Raw genomic sequence first — 16,485 nt, 5'->3', positions numbered from 1 at the left:
GTGATGGGAGCCAGTCAAAGATACCAATATCAGTCCAATGAGATAGAACTTACCGATTTAGGAACGCGCGCACAGCCAAACTACTTCGTCGACGCCGCCGAATTTTGCGAACTGCGCCAGTTCTTTTTCCAACGCATCAAAGCGCGCTTTGCCCCATTTGACCTTTTCTTCTTTCCAAAAGGCAATCACCTGCAACTGTTTTTTCTTGCGGTCCGCTTTCAGTTCGATCCGCCCAACAAATCGATCGTTTTGCAGCAGTGGGTAAACGTAATATCCCCATTTTCGTTTTGCCGCCGGCACAAATATCTCGATCGTGTAGTCAAACCCAAATAGACGTTTTAGTCTTGTCCGATCCCGGATCGTTGGGTCAAATGGGTTGATGATGCGCAATCGAGATGTTGGCTTCACCAACGCGGCCAATTCTTGCTCGACATCGCCAAATGCAAACGCCTCGGTCCAATCCCCGTCAGCCCCTTGCACCTCGACAGTTTCAAGACCAGCGCTTTCTGCCCAAGCTTTCACTTCCTTTGGACTAACTGCCTCCCAAAATTTCCGGATTTCGCTCAGATTGGCCACACCAAGCCGCCGCAGGGCAGCCTCACATAACCAGTCAATCTGTTCATGTTCATCCAGTTTGGTGTCAAGCAACTGCTTTGAGATCACCCGATCCGTTAAATCATAATACTTCCGAAACTTTTCGCGGTGCGAGGTGGTCAACACTCCAGAATACCAAAGATAATCGAGCATACTCTTGTGCGGAGGCCGCACCCACATCGCCTTTTCACCTTCAATTTTTGAATCAAACGCTTCAGTGGACAAAGGTCCCTCTTGCGCGATGCGATCTAAGAGCAACTGATGCTCTTTTGGGTCCAGCACCTTGCCGTCAGAATAATATTTCTTAACCCGTGCTTCCATCTGATCAAAACGCCGCCGCCACATGGGAAAAAAGTCACTAGGAATCATAGAGGCATCATGCGTGAAATGCTCGAACAGATCACCCGAGCGCCCCAAATGCTGGTCGATCATTCTCGAGCGATAGCACTGGTTACGGCTCCACAAAATGTGATGGTGCGCCCGCGCAACATTCTGGATCGTATCAATCTGTACAAATCCAAGATCTTTGACCGTTTGCAACAGGTCGAAACGGCCCAGTGGCGGCTTTGCCAACAAATTCTTGTTCAGCCAGAACCAACGTGCCTGTTTGTTGCTGATTTTTCGCATCGATCACCCTATCAGTTTCCCAGGACAAGACTGGAACATATAAGGAACACGTGCAAGTGCAAAGTTGCTAGTTTTGCTTGATCGAACTGGTCCAACTGCGCAGAAATGTTTCGCGGCGCAACTGATCTAGAAAGACCAACAGCCCCGGGCCCAAACGAATTGGCCGAAGCACCGTACCTGAAAGCTGTGTCTGCTCCACAATAGGCGGCAAGCCGGTGGCGGCGGTCAGTTCAGGATGCGTGCGAAGCCGCGCCAAAAAGTCAATCATCCGACCAGCTCCCTCGGCCTGTTTGGCACCTTTAGGAATAAGTGCGGTGCGCAACATCACCCCCACAAAGTCGTCGAGCGGCACAATCTTCAGGCCATCGGTGCCCTGCAGCTGGCTCTCCGCATAGCTGCCTAAAACATTGTAGGCCAACGCAAGTTTGCCTGAAGCAACATCAGCAATCATGCCGCCAGAACAACAATAGAGCTGCGCGTCTAACCGCCCCATCACTTCAGTAAGCCGCCAAAAGCTCTCAGTATTTCGAGAATCTTGAGTGGCAAACAAATACCCCAACCCTGATGTGCGCACATCATATGTGCCAACACGTCCCGCAAATGTCTCAGGATTGTCGCGCAGTGTTTCAATCAATTCCTGTCGTGTCCGCGGCACGTCCAAATTGGCAAAAGCCGCCTCTGAAATTACCATGACCGCCGGCTCTTGAGTGAAGCCAAAAAGCTGGTTCCTCCACTTTGCCCAACTGGGCAGTGAAGCTGTTGCTTCTGATGAATAGTCAAGGGCAAACCCGTCATTGGCGAGCTTTGTTTGCAAATCCATTGCAGAAGAAATGACCAGGTCGAACTGCGCGCCTTCCTCATAAATCGCCTTCATCACCTCGGTACTACCTGAGGTGACGTAATTGATACTAATGTCCGGATTTGCAAGCTGAAATGCGAGAATGATCGGCTCAAAAACCGCTATATCCGCCGTCGACAATATCGATATCGTGCGCTGAGCTCCCGCAACCGGATATCGCTTTTGAGCTTCAATTTCAAATGCTTGTGCGCAAAAAACAAGCGAAACGAAAGTGAATAAACTAGCTAAGACCGTTTGAACACAAGAACGACGCATGCACCAACACCTTCCTTATTAGATTCAACGCGCAATTGGCCATTATGCGCGCGCACGACCTCATCGGCGATGGTTAGCCCCAAACCGGACCCAACAATATCATCCACATTTACACCGCGAGAAAACCGAGCGGTGAGTTTGCCCAAGTCCGCATTGGCAAACCCCCGCCCTTGGTCCGTTACCGACAGTTTTATCGTGTCATCATCTTGGGTTACCCGCACAACAATTGAACTCTCAGCAGGCGAATATTTGATAGCGTTGTCCAAAATATTGCGCACCGCATTTTGCAGCAGAATATTGTCGCCAAAAATCATCGCCCGCTCAGCCACCAGTTCGCGGATGATTTCAATATCCTTGAGTTCGGCCGTGGGTTGAAGGCGTTCGCAAGTTTCCGCAGCCAACTTGCACAAATCAATCTCGTCGCGTTCAAGCTGATCCGTGCGAAACGTCACCATTGCATGGTCAAGTAGTTGGCCGGCCGAGCGAGAGCTTTCATCGACCGCGCGGATCATCTCACGCAAGGCTTTGCGATTTGCCGGTTTTTCCATTTGGCGATAAACGACTTCTGCTTGTGTACGCACGGTAGCTAAGGGTGTGCGCACCCGGTGCGCCGCTTCAGCAATAAACTCTTCAGACCGCGTTAGAGATGCCCGCAAGCGCATCATGAAGTTGTTAAGTGCATCAACCAATGGCACCAATTCACCCGGCGTTTTTGTGACAACTGGACGAAGATCTTTTGGCCCGCGACGCGTTACCGATTGCGCCAGTTTTTTCAAAGGCGCAACCGCGCTCTGCGCAGCCAACAAACTCAACGCCGTGGCCATGAGGAAGAATCCAATTGCCACAGCCATTGCGGTTGACGTGATTTGTGACGAAATAACGGCCAAACCACGCCGTGTTTGCGCAATTATAATGCGCACGTCCGCCGCTCGCTCACCATTGCTAACGGCCCGCGCCAAAGAAACAACGCGCACCTCTTCTCCCCGATATTCGCTTGTGACAAATTGAGCAACACGCTGACGAGCAGGAACATCGGGAACGGCCAAATCACCATATCCTGTTACCGTTTCGTCATCAGCAACAACACGATAAAACACACGATCTTCGGAGATTGTGCCGAGCATAGACAAAGCAGAATAAGGCAATTCCACCCGCACCTGCCCCCGCTCAGAATAGAGTGCGTCGGCTATCGATGTTGCTGATGCGGCAAGAATGTTGTCTTGCGTATCCGCCGCGGCTTGTTCCGCTATGGAGCGAACCGCAACAAAAAACACAATTGAAAGCAAGGCGGCCATGACCGAGAGCTGAACAACGAGCCGTCGGCGAATTGAGGTCGTCGCCAAAAATCTGATCATGATTGCTGCATCATTCGATAGCCAAGACCGCGCACTGTCTCAATTCTTGCCTGTGAACCATCAAGCTTTTTGCGCAGCCGGCCAACATAAACTTCAATCGCATTTTCCGACACTTCGTCATCAAACGAAAACAGGCGGTCCATCAAATAGGTTTTTGAAAAGATCTGCCCTGGCGAGCCGAAAAAAACCTCAAGCAAGCGCAGCTCTCGGTTCCGCAGAGACCGTTCCTCACCAGCTACCTTTAAGCTTCCTGTTGTTGGATCAAACACCAAATCGGCAAACTCACGGGCATTATTTACACTGCCCCCTTGCCGCCGCAACACCGCACGACATCGAGCTTCCAATTCAGCGAAATCAAAGGGTTTGGTGATATAGTCGTCCGCTCCCAAATCAAGCAGACCAACACGATCCGAAACCTCAGAGCGGGCCGTCAGCACAATTACGGGTGTACGTTCGGCTTTACTACGATGGGTTTTAAGGAAAGATCGCCCATCACCATCGGGCAACATTATGTCCAACAGAATTAAATCATATGCAACGGTCGACGTGCTTGTTGCAGCATCGCCTAAGTCTTTTGCGTGGTCGACAACGTGCCCTTCTAAAGCGAAGCGCTCTTTAAGCGCTTTGGCCAATTGCATATTGTCCTCTACCAACAAAAACCGCAACGTAACGCCTCATCTTCTGACAAAAACACTATTTAAATAGTGTCATACTTCGGACCAATTTGAAAGGGCGACCAATAGCCAAAAGCTGTTAACAACCAAGGACCTATGAAATATATTCACCAGCGGCCGCCGCTTCAAAAACTAGATCCCGACGGTAGCGCCACCGTCACATCTGATCACTGAACCATTTACGTAACTAGCGCGCTCCGAAACCAGAAACGCGGCTAATTCTCCAAATTCTTCAGTTCGTCCGTACCGTCCGACAGGAATCTGCGCTTCATTTTGTGCGCGAACTTCTTCGATCGTGCGCCCTGAACGCTCAGCATTCCCGCCATCAAGTTGGTCCAAACGCGCGGTATGAATACGTCCGGGCAATTGCATGTTCGCGGTGATCCCAAATTGACCAACTTCATTTGCCAAAGACTTACTCCACCCAACGAGGGAGGAACGCAGCGTATTTGACATAGCCAAATTTGGTATAGGCTGTTCAACGCCAGAAGAAGCAATGGTTAAAACCCGCCCCCAATTGTTCGCCTGCATATCTGGCAAACAAAGGTTTGTAACTTCGATCACGCGCAAAATCATTGTATCGAAATAGGTGCGCCATACATCAGCGTCAGGTGTCGTTGTAGCCCCCGGAGGCGGCCCACCTGTGTTATTGACCAAAATATCAACCCGTCCTAGTTTTGCCTTTGCATTCGCATAAAGATCTTGCGCTGCCGACTTAACGGATAAATCAACCACAGCAAAGTCAGCTTTTCCGGGCCCTTGAGCCGTCAATTGGCCTGCAACTTCAGCCAATTTATCTGCAGATCGACCACAGATCATCACATGAGCACCCTCTTGCACCAAAGCCGTTGCAACTGAAAGCCCCAAGCCTTGGCTAGACGCCAATACTAGAGCCTTTTTGTTTGCCAAACCTAATTCCATATTTCACTCAACCTCTCGCCAACTTCTCAAATCGTTGCCCAAACCAGCAACGCCAAGCAACACTCTTTCATCATGTTTGTGCAAGCGCAAAGAAACTCTTTTGTGAACAACTAGTTTAGATTCCGATGGATCAATCGTATTCGCATTCACCGCGAAATGGAATCACAATGCCTCAAGACACTATTGGGCCAGAATTGAGCCTTCACGAAATAATGCAACGCTGGCCGAACTCCGTTACCGTTTTTTTGCGTCACAAAATGCTTTGCGTTGGTTGCCCAATAGCCAGTTTTCACACAATTGATGATGCGTGCCGCGAATATAATTTGGACAAATCTCAATTCATTGACGAACTCATCAACGCCTAAATAGCACAAATTCGCACTAATGCCCTTCAGCAATTGTTACCAGCTTGTGTGCAGATAACACTTCAATTTTTTGCCGTCCCACTTCAACCAATCCAAGGCTTGCCCAAGCACTAAAGATACGACTGACTGTATGCAGCGTTGTTCCGGTCATCTCGGCTATGTCCTGTCGTGAAACAGGAATATCGATCCTTATCCCATGTTCTGTTTTTTTGCCGGCTTGGTTCACCAATCTAACGACTGCGCGCGCAACACGTCGCTCCACCTGCTCAGTGGCCATTTCTATGATTCTGTCTTGCGAAGCGTTCAACCGCTCCCCGACAGCGCCATGCGCGTTCTTTAAAAAACGTGGCACACGGCTCGCAAAATCTTCCCAGCATTTATTTGGCCAATGCAGCGCCACGCAATCGGCAACGGCAATCGCATTTGCTGGGTAGGTCTCTCGCTGAAGCGCAGGCGCAATACCAAACACCTCACCCGGCGCAAAATGGCGCATGATGACTTGCTCACCGTTTTCCGTGGTGCGCACAACCTGCAAGTATCCATCGAGCAAAACAAAAAAACGTGTTGCTCTTTCACCTTCTCTGAAAAAGGCATCGCCTTTAGCGAAATAACTCGACTGCGCTTCACCAAGCATAAGTTCAAGTTCAGCCATTTCCAGGCCAGAAAACGCCTTAAGATCCTTGATCAGGGTGGGATCGACTTTCAACATAGATGACTTCGCCACTCAACAAATTTCATTCAATTTGATCTTTAGCAAACATTTCGACCAAACGACAGACTACAAACAGGTGAAACGACAATAGGCATCGCGCTTAGGCAACCCAATAGCCTGTCGATGAACAACGACAATTCTCAATTTCAAGCGAGATAAAATGTTACACGACAAAGTCCAAGCGCGGCCAACGCAAATTCCAGCCTTTTGGTCTTACGGCTTTCGACCATTTTTCTTTTTGGGTGCGCTTTACGCAGCTCTCAACATTTTGTTTTGGTTGCCATTTTATCTAGCAGAAGTAGAGCTCCCTGTCTTGGTGGACGCTGCTGACTGGCACATCCACGAGTTATTGTTTGGCGTCTTACCAGCCATAATTGCTGGGTTCTTGTTAACGGCAATCCCCAATTGGACCGGCCGTCTGCCAGTCAAAGGCGTCCCACTCATGCTTTTGGTTTTGATATGGGTGGCTGGACGAGTTGCGTTCAACTTTTCTGCATATTTTGGCCTAACAATCACGGGCATCGTTGATTGCGCATTCCTCTTTATCTTCTTTGGGGCAGCAGCCATCGAAATAGTTTCGGGCAAGAACTGGCGCAATCTTAGGGTATTGATCCTCATCGGTGCATTGGCCCTTGGGCACTTAGCATTCTATATTGAAGTGCACCTGTTCGGAAGCGCTGACATTTCAAGACGCATCGCCATTGCCGCAATCACTCTGCTTGTAATGCTGATCGGCGGTCGCGTCATCCCAAGTTTTACCCGAAACTGGCTCGCAAAACTAACACCCGGTCGCTTGCCAACACCATTTAACAAACATGACGCAGCGATTCTGGTGCTGTCTGTTCTAACGCTTGTCGGATGGGTAATTGCACCTGAAAACACAGGTGTTGGATATCTATTCTTAGCAACGGCAATTGCCAACTTTTGGCGCCTAATAAGATGGACCGGTGATCGCGCCCTTGCGAGCTATCTTCTTGTCATTTTGCACGCCGGCTATCTGTTCTTGCCAATTGGCTTCTTGCTTCTCGGCGTGAACATTCTTTGGCCTGACTTAGTCAGCTCTGCCGCCGGTGTACATGCAATTGGCATGGGAGGGTTTGGTTCTATGGTTTTGGGCATTATGGTGCGCGCGACACGCGGCCATACTGGCCATAAGCTTCAAGCAGATTTTGGCGCGCAATTGTCTTTTACCCTGATTTTACTCGCATCAATCATTAGAATCCTTGCGGCTTTGGAAGTCTTCGGAGATTTCAACCAAATTCTTTTGCGAGTGGCACAGTTTGGCTGGTGCCTTGCATTCTTCAGCTTTGCAGTCTTTTACGCACCCAAACTTCTGCTGGCTCGTCGTACATAAAACAATGCCTAGACAAAGTTTAGGCGCAACCATTTTTGGTCGCGCCCAACGCAATTTCCAATCAGATCAATGGTGAAAACTTACCAAGACAAGCTCTCAATACCGTCAAAGTCGATAGATCCGCCGTCAGAGAAATCAATTGTGCCACTTGAATCTTGGCTAAAGATCATCTCGCCTTCATCCACCGATATGATTTCACCACTTGTCACAGTCACGGTCCAATCTGCACCCATCGCCCCAACGGACTCGCCGCCACCGTCGGAGCCGCCTGTTAGTGCAATGCTGTCAGTCCAATCTGCGCCTGTGCCGCCGTGGACAACATCATTACCGTCGCCCGCGGAAAACAAGAAGACGTCATCACCAGCTCCACCGTGCAACTGATCATCTCCGGCTCCGCCTGTAATAACATCGTTGCCCGCACCGCCTGACACAACATCATTGCCGTCACCAGCATTAATCGTATCGTCACCAGCTCCGCCAGAAACACGGTCGTTACCGTCGCCAGCATCAATCGTATCGTTGCCCGCGCCGCCTGACACAACATCATTGCCGTCGCCAGCGTTAATCGTGTCATCTCCGGCACCGCCGCTTACGCGGTCATTACCGTCACCAGCATCAATTGTATCGTTGCCCGCGCCTCCTGACACAACATCATTGCCATCCCCAGCATTGATGGTGTCATCACCAGCGCCGCCGCTTACACGGTCGTTACCGTCACCAGCGTTAATCGTATCGTCACCAGCTCCGCCAGAAACACGATCATTACCGTCGCCAGCGTTGATCGTATCGTTGCCTGCGCCGCCGGACACAACATCATTGCCATCGCCAGCATTGATGGTGTCATCACCAGCACCGCCGCTTACACGATCGTTACCGTCACCGGCGTTGATCGTATCGTTGCCCGCGCCACCTGACACAACATCGTTACCGTCGCCAGCATTGATCGTATCGTCACCAGCACCACCACTTACACGGTCGTTGCCGTCACCAGCGTTGATCGTGTCGTCACCGGCACCACCGCTTACGCGGTCGTTGCCGTCGCCAGCGTTGATCGTATCGTTGCCTGCACCGCCAGACACAACATCATTGCCGTCACCTGCATTGATGGTGTCATCACCAGCACCACCAGAAACACGGTCGTTACCGTCGCCAGCATCAATCGTATCATTGCCTGCGCCGCCGGATACCACATCGTTACCGTCGCCAGCGTTGATCGTGTCGTCACCAGCACCGCCGCTTACACGGTCATTGCCATCGCCTGCATTGATCGTATCGTCGCCTGCGCCGCCAGAAACACGGTCGTTACCGTCGCCAGCATCAATCGTATCATTGCCTGCGCCACCTGACACAACATCGTTACCGTCGCCTGCGTCGATGGTGTCATCACCAGCTCCGCCAGAAACGCGGTCATTACCGTCGCCAGCATTGATCGTATCGTTGCCCGCGCCGCCTGACACAACATCGTTGCCGTCACCAGCGTTAATCGTGTCATCACCAGCACCGCCAGAAACACGGTCGTTACCATCGCCAGCATTAATCGTATCGTTGCCCGTTCCGCCTGACACAACATCGTTACCGTCGCCTGCGTCGATGGTGTCGTCACCAGCTCCGCCAGAAACGCGGTCATTACCGTCGCCAGCATTGATGGTGTCATCACCAGCACCGCCGCTTACACGATCGTTACCGTCACCGGCGTTGATCGTATCGTTGCCCGCGCCACCTGACACAACATCGTTACCGTCGCCAGCATTGATCGTATCGTCACCAGCACCACCACTTACACGGTCGTTGCCGTCACCAGCGTTGATCGTGTCGTCACCGGCACCACCGCTTACGCGGTCGTTGCCGTCGCCAGCGTTGATCGTATCGTTGCCTGCACCGCCAGACACAACATCATTGCCGTCACCTGCATTGATGGTGTCATCACCAGCACCACCAGAAACACGGTCGTTACCGTCGCCAGCATCAATCGTATCATTGCCTGCGCCGCCGGATACCACATCGTTACCGTCGCCAGCGTTGATCGTGTCGTCACCAGCACCGCCGCTTACACGGTCATTGCCATCGCCTGCATTGATCGTATCGTCGCCTGCGCCGCCAGAAACACGGTCGTTACCGTCGCCAGCATCAATCGTATCATTGCCTGCGCCACCTGACACAACATCGTTACCGTCGCCTGCGTCGATGGTGTCATCACCAGCTCCGCCAGAAACGCGGTCATTACCGTCGCCAGCATTGATCGTATCGTTGCCCGCGCCGCCTGACACAACATCGTTGCCGTCACCAGCGTTAATCGTGTCATCACCAGCACCGCCAGAAACACGGTCGTTACCATCGCCAGCATTAATCGTATCGTTGCCCGTTCCGCCTGACACAACATCGTTACCGTCGCCTGCGTCGATGGTGTCGTCACCAGCTCCGCCAGAAACGCGGTCATTACCGTCGCCAGCATTGATGGTGTCATCACCAGCACCGCCGCTTACTCGATCGTTACCGTCGCCAGCATTGATCGTATCGTTGCCTGCGCCGCCGGATACCACATCGTTACCGTCACCAGCGTTGATCGTGTCATCACCGGCTCCGCCAGAAACACGGTCGTTGCCGTCACCGGCGTTAATCGTATCATTACCGGCACCGCCAGAAACCCGGTCATTACCATCGCCTGCGTTGATGGTATCGTCACCGGCGCCGCCAGAAACACGGTCATTACCGTCGCCAGCGTTGATCGTATCATTGCCAGTACCGCCAGAAACGCGGTCATTACCGTCGCCAGCATTGATCGTATCGTTGCCTGAAGTACCAATAATTCTATCGTCGCCAGAATTGTCGACTTGTTCGCTTGTCGTTTGTGTTGCCACTGGCTCTGCTGATTGTTGACCAGCTGGATTTTGATCAGCTGCCTCTTGCACCGTCGATGTGGTTTGAGCAGTCGTGTCAGCTGCGGCTGTTTGCGTGCTCTCCACAGTCTCTGACACGGTCTCAGCTGTTGTGGATGCGGCTTCCGCAGCACTTTGAGTGCCGCTCGTTGTGGTTTCAGTGACAGTCTCTACCACACTGGAAACAGTCGGATCAGCAGCCTCTTGCACTGTCGATGTTGTTTGACCAGTTGTCTCAGCGGTTGCTGTTTGCGTGCTCTCAACAGTCTCTGACACGGTCTCAGCTGTTGTGGATGCGGTTTCCGCAGCGCTTTGAGTACCGGTCGTTGCGGTTTCAGTGACAGTCTCAACCACACTGGAAACAGTTGGATCAGCAGCCTCCTGCACCGTCGATGTCGTTTGACCAGTTGTCTCTGCGGTTGCTGTTTGCGTGCTCTCAACAGTCTCTGACACGGTCTCAACCGTTGTGGATGCGGTTTCCGCAGCGCTTTGAGTACCGGTCGTTGCGGTTTCAGTGACAGTCTCAACCACACTGGAAACAGTTGGATCAGCAGCCTCCTGCACCGTCGATGTCGTTTGGCTTGTCGTCTCAGCGGCTGCTGTTTGCGTGCTTTCAACAGTTTCTGAAACTGTCTCAGCCGTAGTCGATATTGTCTCAACTGCTGTTTCAGCAACTTCAGACACTATTTCTGCAACTTCAGTTACGTCTTCGGGTGATGCCGCTTCCACTATTGTGGCAGTGTCAGTTTCAGCTTCAATGGCTGACGCACTCTCGACTTCAGCCTCAGCCACGGCCGCAATTTCTGCCGTTTCTGCTTCAACCGACAGCTCTTGATCATCAATATCTGACACCTGTGCGAAGCCTTGGGCATCGTCAAATCCGGTTTCAACTGATAAGTCGTCGGCAACCGCGGCTTGCTGGATATCTGGTCCGTCTACGCCACCAACCAACTCAAGCTCAACTGTTTGTGTGGTTGATGTGCCGTCTGGCGCTGTGATCGAAACTTCAAAGCTCACATTGGCAAGTTCGCCTTCCGGCAATGCCGCCATTTCAGCACTTGGTGTAAAAGAAAACTGCCCGTTTTCATCAACAACAACATTTCCGTTCTCGGGCGCAGATGCAACGCTATATGTCACGCCTTCCAAATCAGTAACAATTTGGCTCTCAAACGCCGGCACTTCGCCAGCGTCTTTAACTTGACCCGTTGTGCCTTCAGTTTGCTCGTTGCCTTCTGCACCGTACTCGGCACCAAAATGCAGATTTGAGTTCAAAATGTCCTGGCGGAAAGCAGCATCTTCGACCGTATCGTAGTCATTGGCGTCCAAGGCGTCACGTTGCGCTGGTTTTTGCTGTGCCAAATCTTCGGCACGTGCGGCTTCATGTTCAGCAGCAACATCAACTTGTTTCACTGTTTCGTCGGCCATTTTGCTTTCTCCCAAGATCGAATTTCACGTGCGAACTTATAGAAGGCCGATTAATTGCCGATGACCCAAACTAGTTACCAAATTGGAAATCCAGTAAAAACGCGCCAAAAAATACCAATAAAAACCGCAATTTGTTGATCGTGGTTAAGTAAAGATTAAGGCAAACAGACGGATAAGACAGTAGCTGGGAAATCCACATCAATACTTTGCAATAATAGCAGCGCAGGCACAATAAACATGGGTTCAAGCGATACCAATGCTCAGAATGGCGACAAACAACGAGTGTCACTGAGGGACTGGTTTGCGCAAATACATGAAAAACTGCACCCACCAAAGAGCATGCAAAAACTTTGGTTTGCACACTTAATCCGCGTCCCCAAGCGCATTGTTGCAGCCACAATGATCATCAACATTTTGGGTCTGGGAATGCCAATTGTCATTCTGCAGATTTATGATCGGATAATTCCAAACCAGTCATTGTCCACCTTAAGCTATCTCATGGCAGGCCTAATGGTGGCAATTGCCATTGACACAGCCCTCAAGATCATTCGCTCCCACATTTCTGGTTGGTCAGCTGCGCACATTGACTATCTAGCGGAAACAGAGGCCGTGCGGCGGGTATTCAAAGGACAACTCAGTACAATTGAACGCGACCCTGCAAGCACGCATATCGATCGTATGAACGCGCTATCTGCCACGGCAAAAATGTTCGCGGGTCCGGCACGGATGGGGCTTGTCGATTTACCCTTTATCGTGATTTTTCTTGGGGCCATGTTCATCATTGCCCCCACACTTGCTTATGCAGTGATCGCCCTCTTTGTCGTATTCGCTTACAACTTGCTGACCAGAGCCCGCAAAATTCAGCACCTGCAAGAAGAACAACAAGACTTGGATCGTCGAAAGTACGACTTTGTAATTGAGGCATTGTCAGGTCTTGAGAACATTAAGACCATGTCCTGCGAACCACAGATGATGCGACGGTATGAACGCTTACAAGAAGCAATTGCGATTGCATTTCACAAGTCCGTACGTATCGACGGTGTAACCCAGTCTCTTGGTGGTGTTTTCGCCTCAGCAACAATGGTCACGATTGTCAGTTTAGGCGCCTATTTGGTTGTAAATGGCGCGCTGTCATTCGGCGCTCTTGCGTGTTGTTTGTTACTCGGCGGGCGCGCGGTGGAAGTTCTCGTCAGATCTGTGCGCACTTGGGGTGAACTAAGCAACTTTGATCTGGTCAAAAAGAACGTCGATGAGCTTTTTGCATTGAATGATCAACCGGACATCGAACGCGAACCAGTAAAATTGCCTTCTGGTGAAATCCAGTTAGAAAACGTTCAGTTTTTGCGGGAAGGCAGCAACAATGCGCTCACCGCCCCTATTTCAATTCAAATTCCCCATGGTCAAATCCTTGCGCTTAAAGGTGGCAACGCGCCAGATGACCGTACACTGCTCTCGCTAATGCGCGCGGTTTCGACGCCAACGGCAGGCTCACTCAGCATTTGCGGTATTGGCATTGAAGAACTTGTGGGCGCTGACCTAAGCAGTTCTATCGCATATGTTCCTCAGCATACCGCCATTTTTAAGGGCACTATCCTTGAAAACCTCACGCTTTTTGACACCCGTGAGGGGCTGCAGTCTGCACGCGCTGCTTCCCGACTAATCGGTCTAGAGGCCGACATCCAGCATCTACCATTGGGTTACGACACCTTGCTCGGCTCTGGTGGAAGTGAAATGCTACCGCCAAGCTTTCAACAGCGCATATGTATTGCACGTGCATTGGCCCGCCGCCCCAAAATACTCGTGTTAGAGGAAGCAAACGCCGTGCTTGATCAACGTGCAGAAAAGCTTTTGCAGCGGGGTCTGACAGCGCTACGCGGTTCCACCACAATGATCATTCTATCAAACCGACCTTCATTCCTATCTATAGCAGACACATGCATGCAGTTGCGCCAGGGCGAGTTGGTCCCATTTGAATTTCCAACTTACCATCCTGCGGCCCAAAAAGTCGACGAAAAGGCTGCTGGCTAATGAGCGACATCAAGACCCCTGACACCCAAATTGAGAATATCCCTGAAGTTGATGACGCAACAAAAGCCGCTCGTTCACGGATTGCCGCCGGCCATGGCAATATTGCCGACTTGGAAGCAATCGCCCGCAGCCTGACGAACCCACAAGTGCAAGTGTCGTCAGAAGTTCAGCTCTTTGAAGACGACAATGACGACCAACAATTCTCAGAATTTGAACAGCGACTTGGCATCAAAGAAAGATGGCCCGGCATTGACTATGAAAGTTCAGCGGGTAATTGCTTGCAGGTCCTACTGGCCGTCATGGGTTGGGCGGGGAATGATACACACTTAGTACAAGCCCTACCCCATTTCGAAAGAGTTGCAGACCTTGCAAGCATGCGCGCGGTCCTCACGCGCTTAAGTTTGGCCGCGGAAAAACATTCTATTCGCCTCTCGGAGCTTTCAGACGAAAAGCTGCCCTGTATACACCATGGCCGCAACGGTACAGTCTCCGTTATTTTGTCCATCGACCATTCTGAAAACACTGCTGTTCTATATAATGGCGCAACTGGCAAAGAAGAGACCTACGCCTGTAGTGGACGTCCACAAACCGTATATCTGATCAGCCCGGTCGATATTGAAACGCATATCCGACACATAAACTCATTTGGTTGGGTAACGCAGGCGACCGCGTCTTTCAAAAACCTTTTCATGAGCCTGTTTCTCGTGAATTTTGGCATCAACATGGCCGCGCTCGCTGTGCCCATATTCATCATGGCCATATTTGGCTATGTCATACCGTCAAAATCTTCCGATAGCCTCATAATGCTGGTCGTCGGAATATCTATTGTGATTTTGGCCGAATTTGCATTGCGGAATCTACGTTCCAAAATCCTCGCGTACATTGGCGCACGGTTTGATAGCGCGCTTTCGGTCGAGGTCTTTGAACGTCTATTGTATATGCCGTTTCAGTTCGTCCAAAGCGCACCAATCGGCGCACAATTGTCGCGCTTGAGACAATTTGAAAAGCTGCGTGAGTTGTTTATCGGCTCACTTGGCACTGCCATTCTCGATCTACCATTCATATTGATTTTCATTACCGCAATTGCACTAATTGGTGGCTGGCTTGCCGCCATCCCCGTTGTATTGGTGATTTTGTACCTCGTGCTCGCTGCCATCACCATCCCAATTGCGAAACGCCAAACCATGCAAAGCGGTGATGCGAAAACAAAAAAACAAAACATCATGATGGAGCTGTTCCTCAATCAACGCGATATTCGCAATGTTGGCGGCGAAAAAATTTGGCAAAGCCGATTTGAAAAAGCGTCGGCGAGTTTCGGCGCGCTTGACTTCAAGGCCCAACATTTTTCCCAAAAAGTACAAATCATATCTCAAGCCTTGTCGATGTATGCAGGCGTTGTAATGCTGGGTTGTGGCACCATTTCAGTGATCAACGGCAATCTAAACATTGGCGGGTTGATTGCAATCATGGCCATCGTTTGGCGCATTCTATCACCGCTGCAAAACGCGTTCATGAGCCTGAGCCGCGTTGGTCGCTTGATTGAGGCGGTGCGCTTGATCAACAACCTCATGCGCCTGCAAACCGAACGCACTCCCGGCGTCATACCGAACATCAGCCGCTCTTTTGACGGGCACATACGTACAAGGGATCTATCATTTAGATATCAGCAGGCCACAGACGCTGCCATACGCGGTCTGAATGTGAACATCGCCCCCGGAGAGATTGTGGCAATAACCGGCCCGAGCGGTAGCGGAAAATCGACATTTCTGAAGCTCCTCGCAGGTCTATACAAAGCCCAATCAGGCTCGATTACGTTTGATCATTTGGACATTCGTCAACTCGATTTGGGCGAACTGCGGTTCGAAATAAGCTTTCAACAAGATAGGCCGCGTTTCTTCTACGGCTCGATTGAGCAAAACGTGAAAATGAATGATCCAGCTATCGAAACCAGTGAAATCGAACGCATGATGGCGCAATTCAATGTGCCTCTTGATCACCCTGACCTTGATGAAGGGCTCGAAACGCGACTGCGCACTGAAACATTGAGCAAAATGTCTGACAGCCTCAAACAACGCCTTCTTCTTGTCGTCACCTTCGCAAAACAGGCCGCCTATTACTTCTTGGACGAACCTGCCAACTTTATCGACTTTGAGACGGATCAAAAGTTTATGGCACATATCGATAATCTACGTGGCAGATCAACGGTTTTGTTCACAACACAACGGCCGAGCCACATGAAAATGGCTGATCGCGTGATCGTTCTGCATGAAGGTCGAGCGATCTTGAATGGGCCCCCTGAGCGCGTCATGCCGCAGCTCGCCGAGTTCAATAAAAAGATCGCCTAAGGTTCAATTTCTGATTTCTCAACGCGGCGCACAACACACCGTTAAGAGTAATCTGATACCATTTGTTAGTTATATTTTTAGTACAGGACGTGCGT

The 16,485-nt window shown here is 50.8% G+C and carries 11 protein-coding genes; 4 read left to right on the top strand and 7 right to left on the bottom strand.

Annotation, left to right across the window (positions count from 1 at the left end; translation table 11 throughout):
* Positions 1–57: 57 nt before the first annotated feature.
* The 5 genes from O4H47_RS09225 to O4H47_RS09205 form a co-directional block, all read right to left on the bottom strand.
* Positions 58–1,221, bottom strand: coding sequence for a winged helix-turn-helix domain-containing protein (locus O4H47_RS09225; RefSeq protein WP_269393692.1), 1,164 nt, complete (start codon positions 1,219–1,221; stop codon positions 58–60).
* Positions 1,222–1,288: 67 nt separating this feature from the next.
* Positions 1,289–2,335 carry an ABC transporter substrate-binding protein gene (locus O4H47_RS09220; RefSeq protein WP_269393691.1) on the bottom strand — a complete coding sequence of 349 codons (1,047 nt, stop codon included), beginning with the start codon at positions 2,333–2,335 and terminating at the stop codon, positions 1,289–1,291.
* Complete coding sequence (locus O4H47_RS09215) at positions 2,305–3,690, bottom strand: sensor histidine kinase (protein WP_269393690.1); 1,386 nt, start codon at positions 3,688–3,690, stop codon at positions 2,305–2,307. The genes O4H47_RS09220 and O4H47_RS09215 overlap by 31 nt, the downstream gene beginning before the upstream one ends.
* Complete coding sequence (locus tag O4H47_RS09210; RefSeq protein WP_269393689.1) at positions 3,687–4,355, bottom strand: response regulator transcription factor; 669 nt, start codon at positions 4,353–4,355, stop codon at positions 3,687–3,689. The genes O4H47_RS09215 and O4H47_RS09210 overlap by 4 nt, the downstream gene beginning before the upstream one ends.
* Positions 4,356–4,496: 141 nt before the next feature.
* The gene (locus tag O4H47_RS09205) at positions 4,497–5,285 is read right to left on the bottom strand and encodes an SDR family oxidoreductase (RefSeq protein ID WP_269393688.1); all 789 of its coding nucleotides are present in this window, start codon (positions 5,283–5,285) and stop codon (positions 4,497–4,499) included.
* Between the two features lie 167 nt (positions 5,286–5,452).
* Here O4H47_RS09205 and O4H47_RS09200 point away from each other — a divergent pair, with 167 nt between their 5' ends.
* On the top strand, positions 5,453–5,650 hold the full coding sequence (locus tag O4H47_RS09200; RefSeq protein ID WP_269393687.1) for a DUF1858 domain-containing protein: 198 nt from the start codon (positions 5,453–5,455) through the stop codon (positions 5,648–5,650).
* A 16-nt stretch (positions 5,651–5,666) separates the two neighbouring features.
* On the opposite strand, the gene O4H47_RS09195 is transcribed toward O4H47_RS09200, so the two are convergent.
* Positions 5,667–6,359 (bottom strand): Crp/Fnr family transcriptional regulator, encoded by a 693-nt coding sequence (locus O4H47_RS09195; RefSeq protein ID WP_269393686.1) that lies wholly within the window; start codon positions 6,357–6,359, stop codon positions 5,667–5,669.
* A 163-nt stretch (positions 6,360–6,522) separates the two neighbouring features.
* On the opposite strand from O4H47_RS09195, the gene O4H47_RS09190 reads away from it, so the two are divergent.
* On the top strand, positions 6,523–7,716 hold the full coding sequence (locus O4H47_RS09190; RefSeq protein ID WP_269393685.1) for an NnrS family protein: 1,194 nt from the start codon (positions 6,523–6,525) through the stop codon (positions 7,714–7,716).
* An 80-nt stretch (positions 7,717–7,796) separates the two neighbouring features.
* Here O4H47_RS09190 and O4H47_RS09185 read toward each other — a convergent pair whose 3' ends face one another.
* The gene (locus O4H47_RS09185; protein ID WP_269393684.1) at positions 7,797–12,017 is read right to left on the bottom strand and encodes a beta strand repeat-containing protein; all 4,221 of its coding nucleotides are present in this window, start codon (positions 12,015–12,017) and stop codon (positions 7,797–7,799) included.
* A gap of 237 nt (positions 12,018–12,254) precedes the next feature.
* Here O4H47_RS09185 and O4H47_RS09180 point away from each other — a divergent pair, with 237 nt between their 5' ends.
* Together O4H47_RS09180 and O4H47_RS09175 are read left to right on the top strand one after the other, a co-directional pair.
* Positions 12,255–14,045 (top strand): ABC transporter transmembrane domain-containing protein, encoded by a 1,791-nt coding sequence (locus O4H47_RS09180; RefSeq protein WP_331283672.1) that lies wholly within the window; start codon positions 12,255–12,257, stop codon positions 14,043–14,045.
* Entirely contained in the window at positions 14,045–16,390 is a 2,346-nt protein-coding gene (locus O4H47_RS09175; RefSeq protein WP_269393682.1) for a peptidase domain-containing ABC transporter, read from the top strand. Before O4H47_RS09180 ends, O4H47_RS09175 begins: the two co-directional genes overlap by 1 nt.
* The last annotated feature ends 95 nt before the right edge of the window (positions 16,391–16,485 follow it).

The organism is Maritalea porphyrae, from assembly GCF_027213965.1.
Lineage (GTDB): Bacteria > Pseudomonadota > Alphaproteobacteria > Rhizobiales > Devosiaceae > Maritalea > Maritalea porphyrae_A.
Note: the sequence above shows the minus strand (reverse complement) of the source record. Positions and strands in the feature narration are given on the sequence as shown.

Bases quoted from the DNA above. Each gene is read 5' to 3' on its own strand.
- O4H47_RS09205 (WP_269393688.1), bottom strand. From the start codon at position 5,285: ATGGAATTAGGTTTGGCAAACAAAAAGGCTCTAGTATTGGCGTCTAGC.
- O4H47_RS09200 (WP_269393687.1), top strand. From the start codon at position 5,453: ATGCCTCAAGACACTATTGGGCCAGAATTGAGCCTTCACGAAATAATG.
- O4H47_RS09190 (WP_269393685.1), top strand. From the start codon at position 6,523: ATGTTACACGACAAAGTCCAAGCGCGGCCAACGCAAATTCCAGCCTTT.
- O4H47_RS09195 (WP_269393686.1), bottom strand. From the start codon at position 6,359: ATGTTGAAAGTCGATCCCACCCTGATCAAGGATCTTAAGGCGTTTTCT.
- O4H47_RS09220 (WP_269393691.1), bottom strand. From the start codon at position 2,335: ATGCGTCGTTCTTGTGTTCAAACGGTCTTAGCTAGTTTATTCACTTTC.
- O4H47_RS09185 (WP_269393684.1), bottom strand. From the start codon at position 12,017: ATGGCCGACGAAACAGTGAAACAAGTTGATGTTGCTGCTGAACATGAA.
- O4H47_RS09175 (WP_269393682.1), top strand. From the start codon at position 14,045: ATGAGCGACATCAAGACCCCTGACACCCAAATTGAGAATATCCCTGAA.
- O4H47_RS09215 (WP_269393690.1), bottom strand. From the start codon at position 3,690: ATGATCAGATTTTTGGCGACGACCTCAATTCGCCGACGGCTCGTTGTT.
- O4H47_RS09225 (WP_269393692.1), bottom strand. From the start codon at position 1,221: ATGCGAAAAATCAGCAACAAACAGGCACGTTGGTTCTGGCTGAACAAG.
- O4H47_RS09180 (WP_331283672.1), top strand. From the start codon at position 12,255: ATGGGTTCAAGCGATACCAATGCTCAGAATGGCGACAAACAACGAGTG.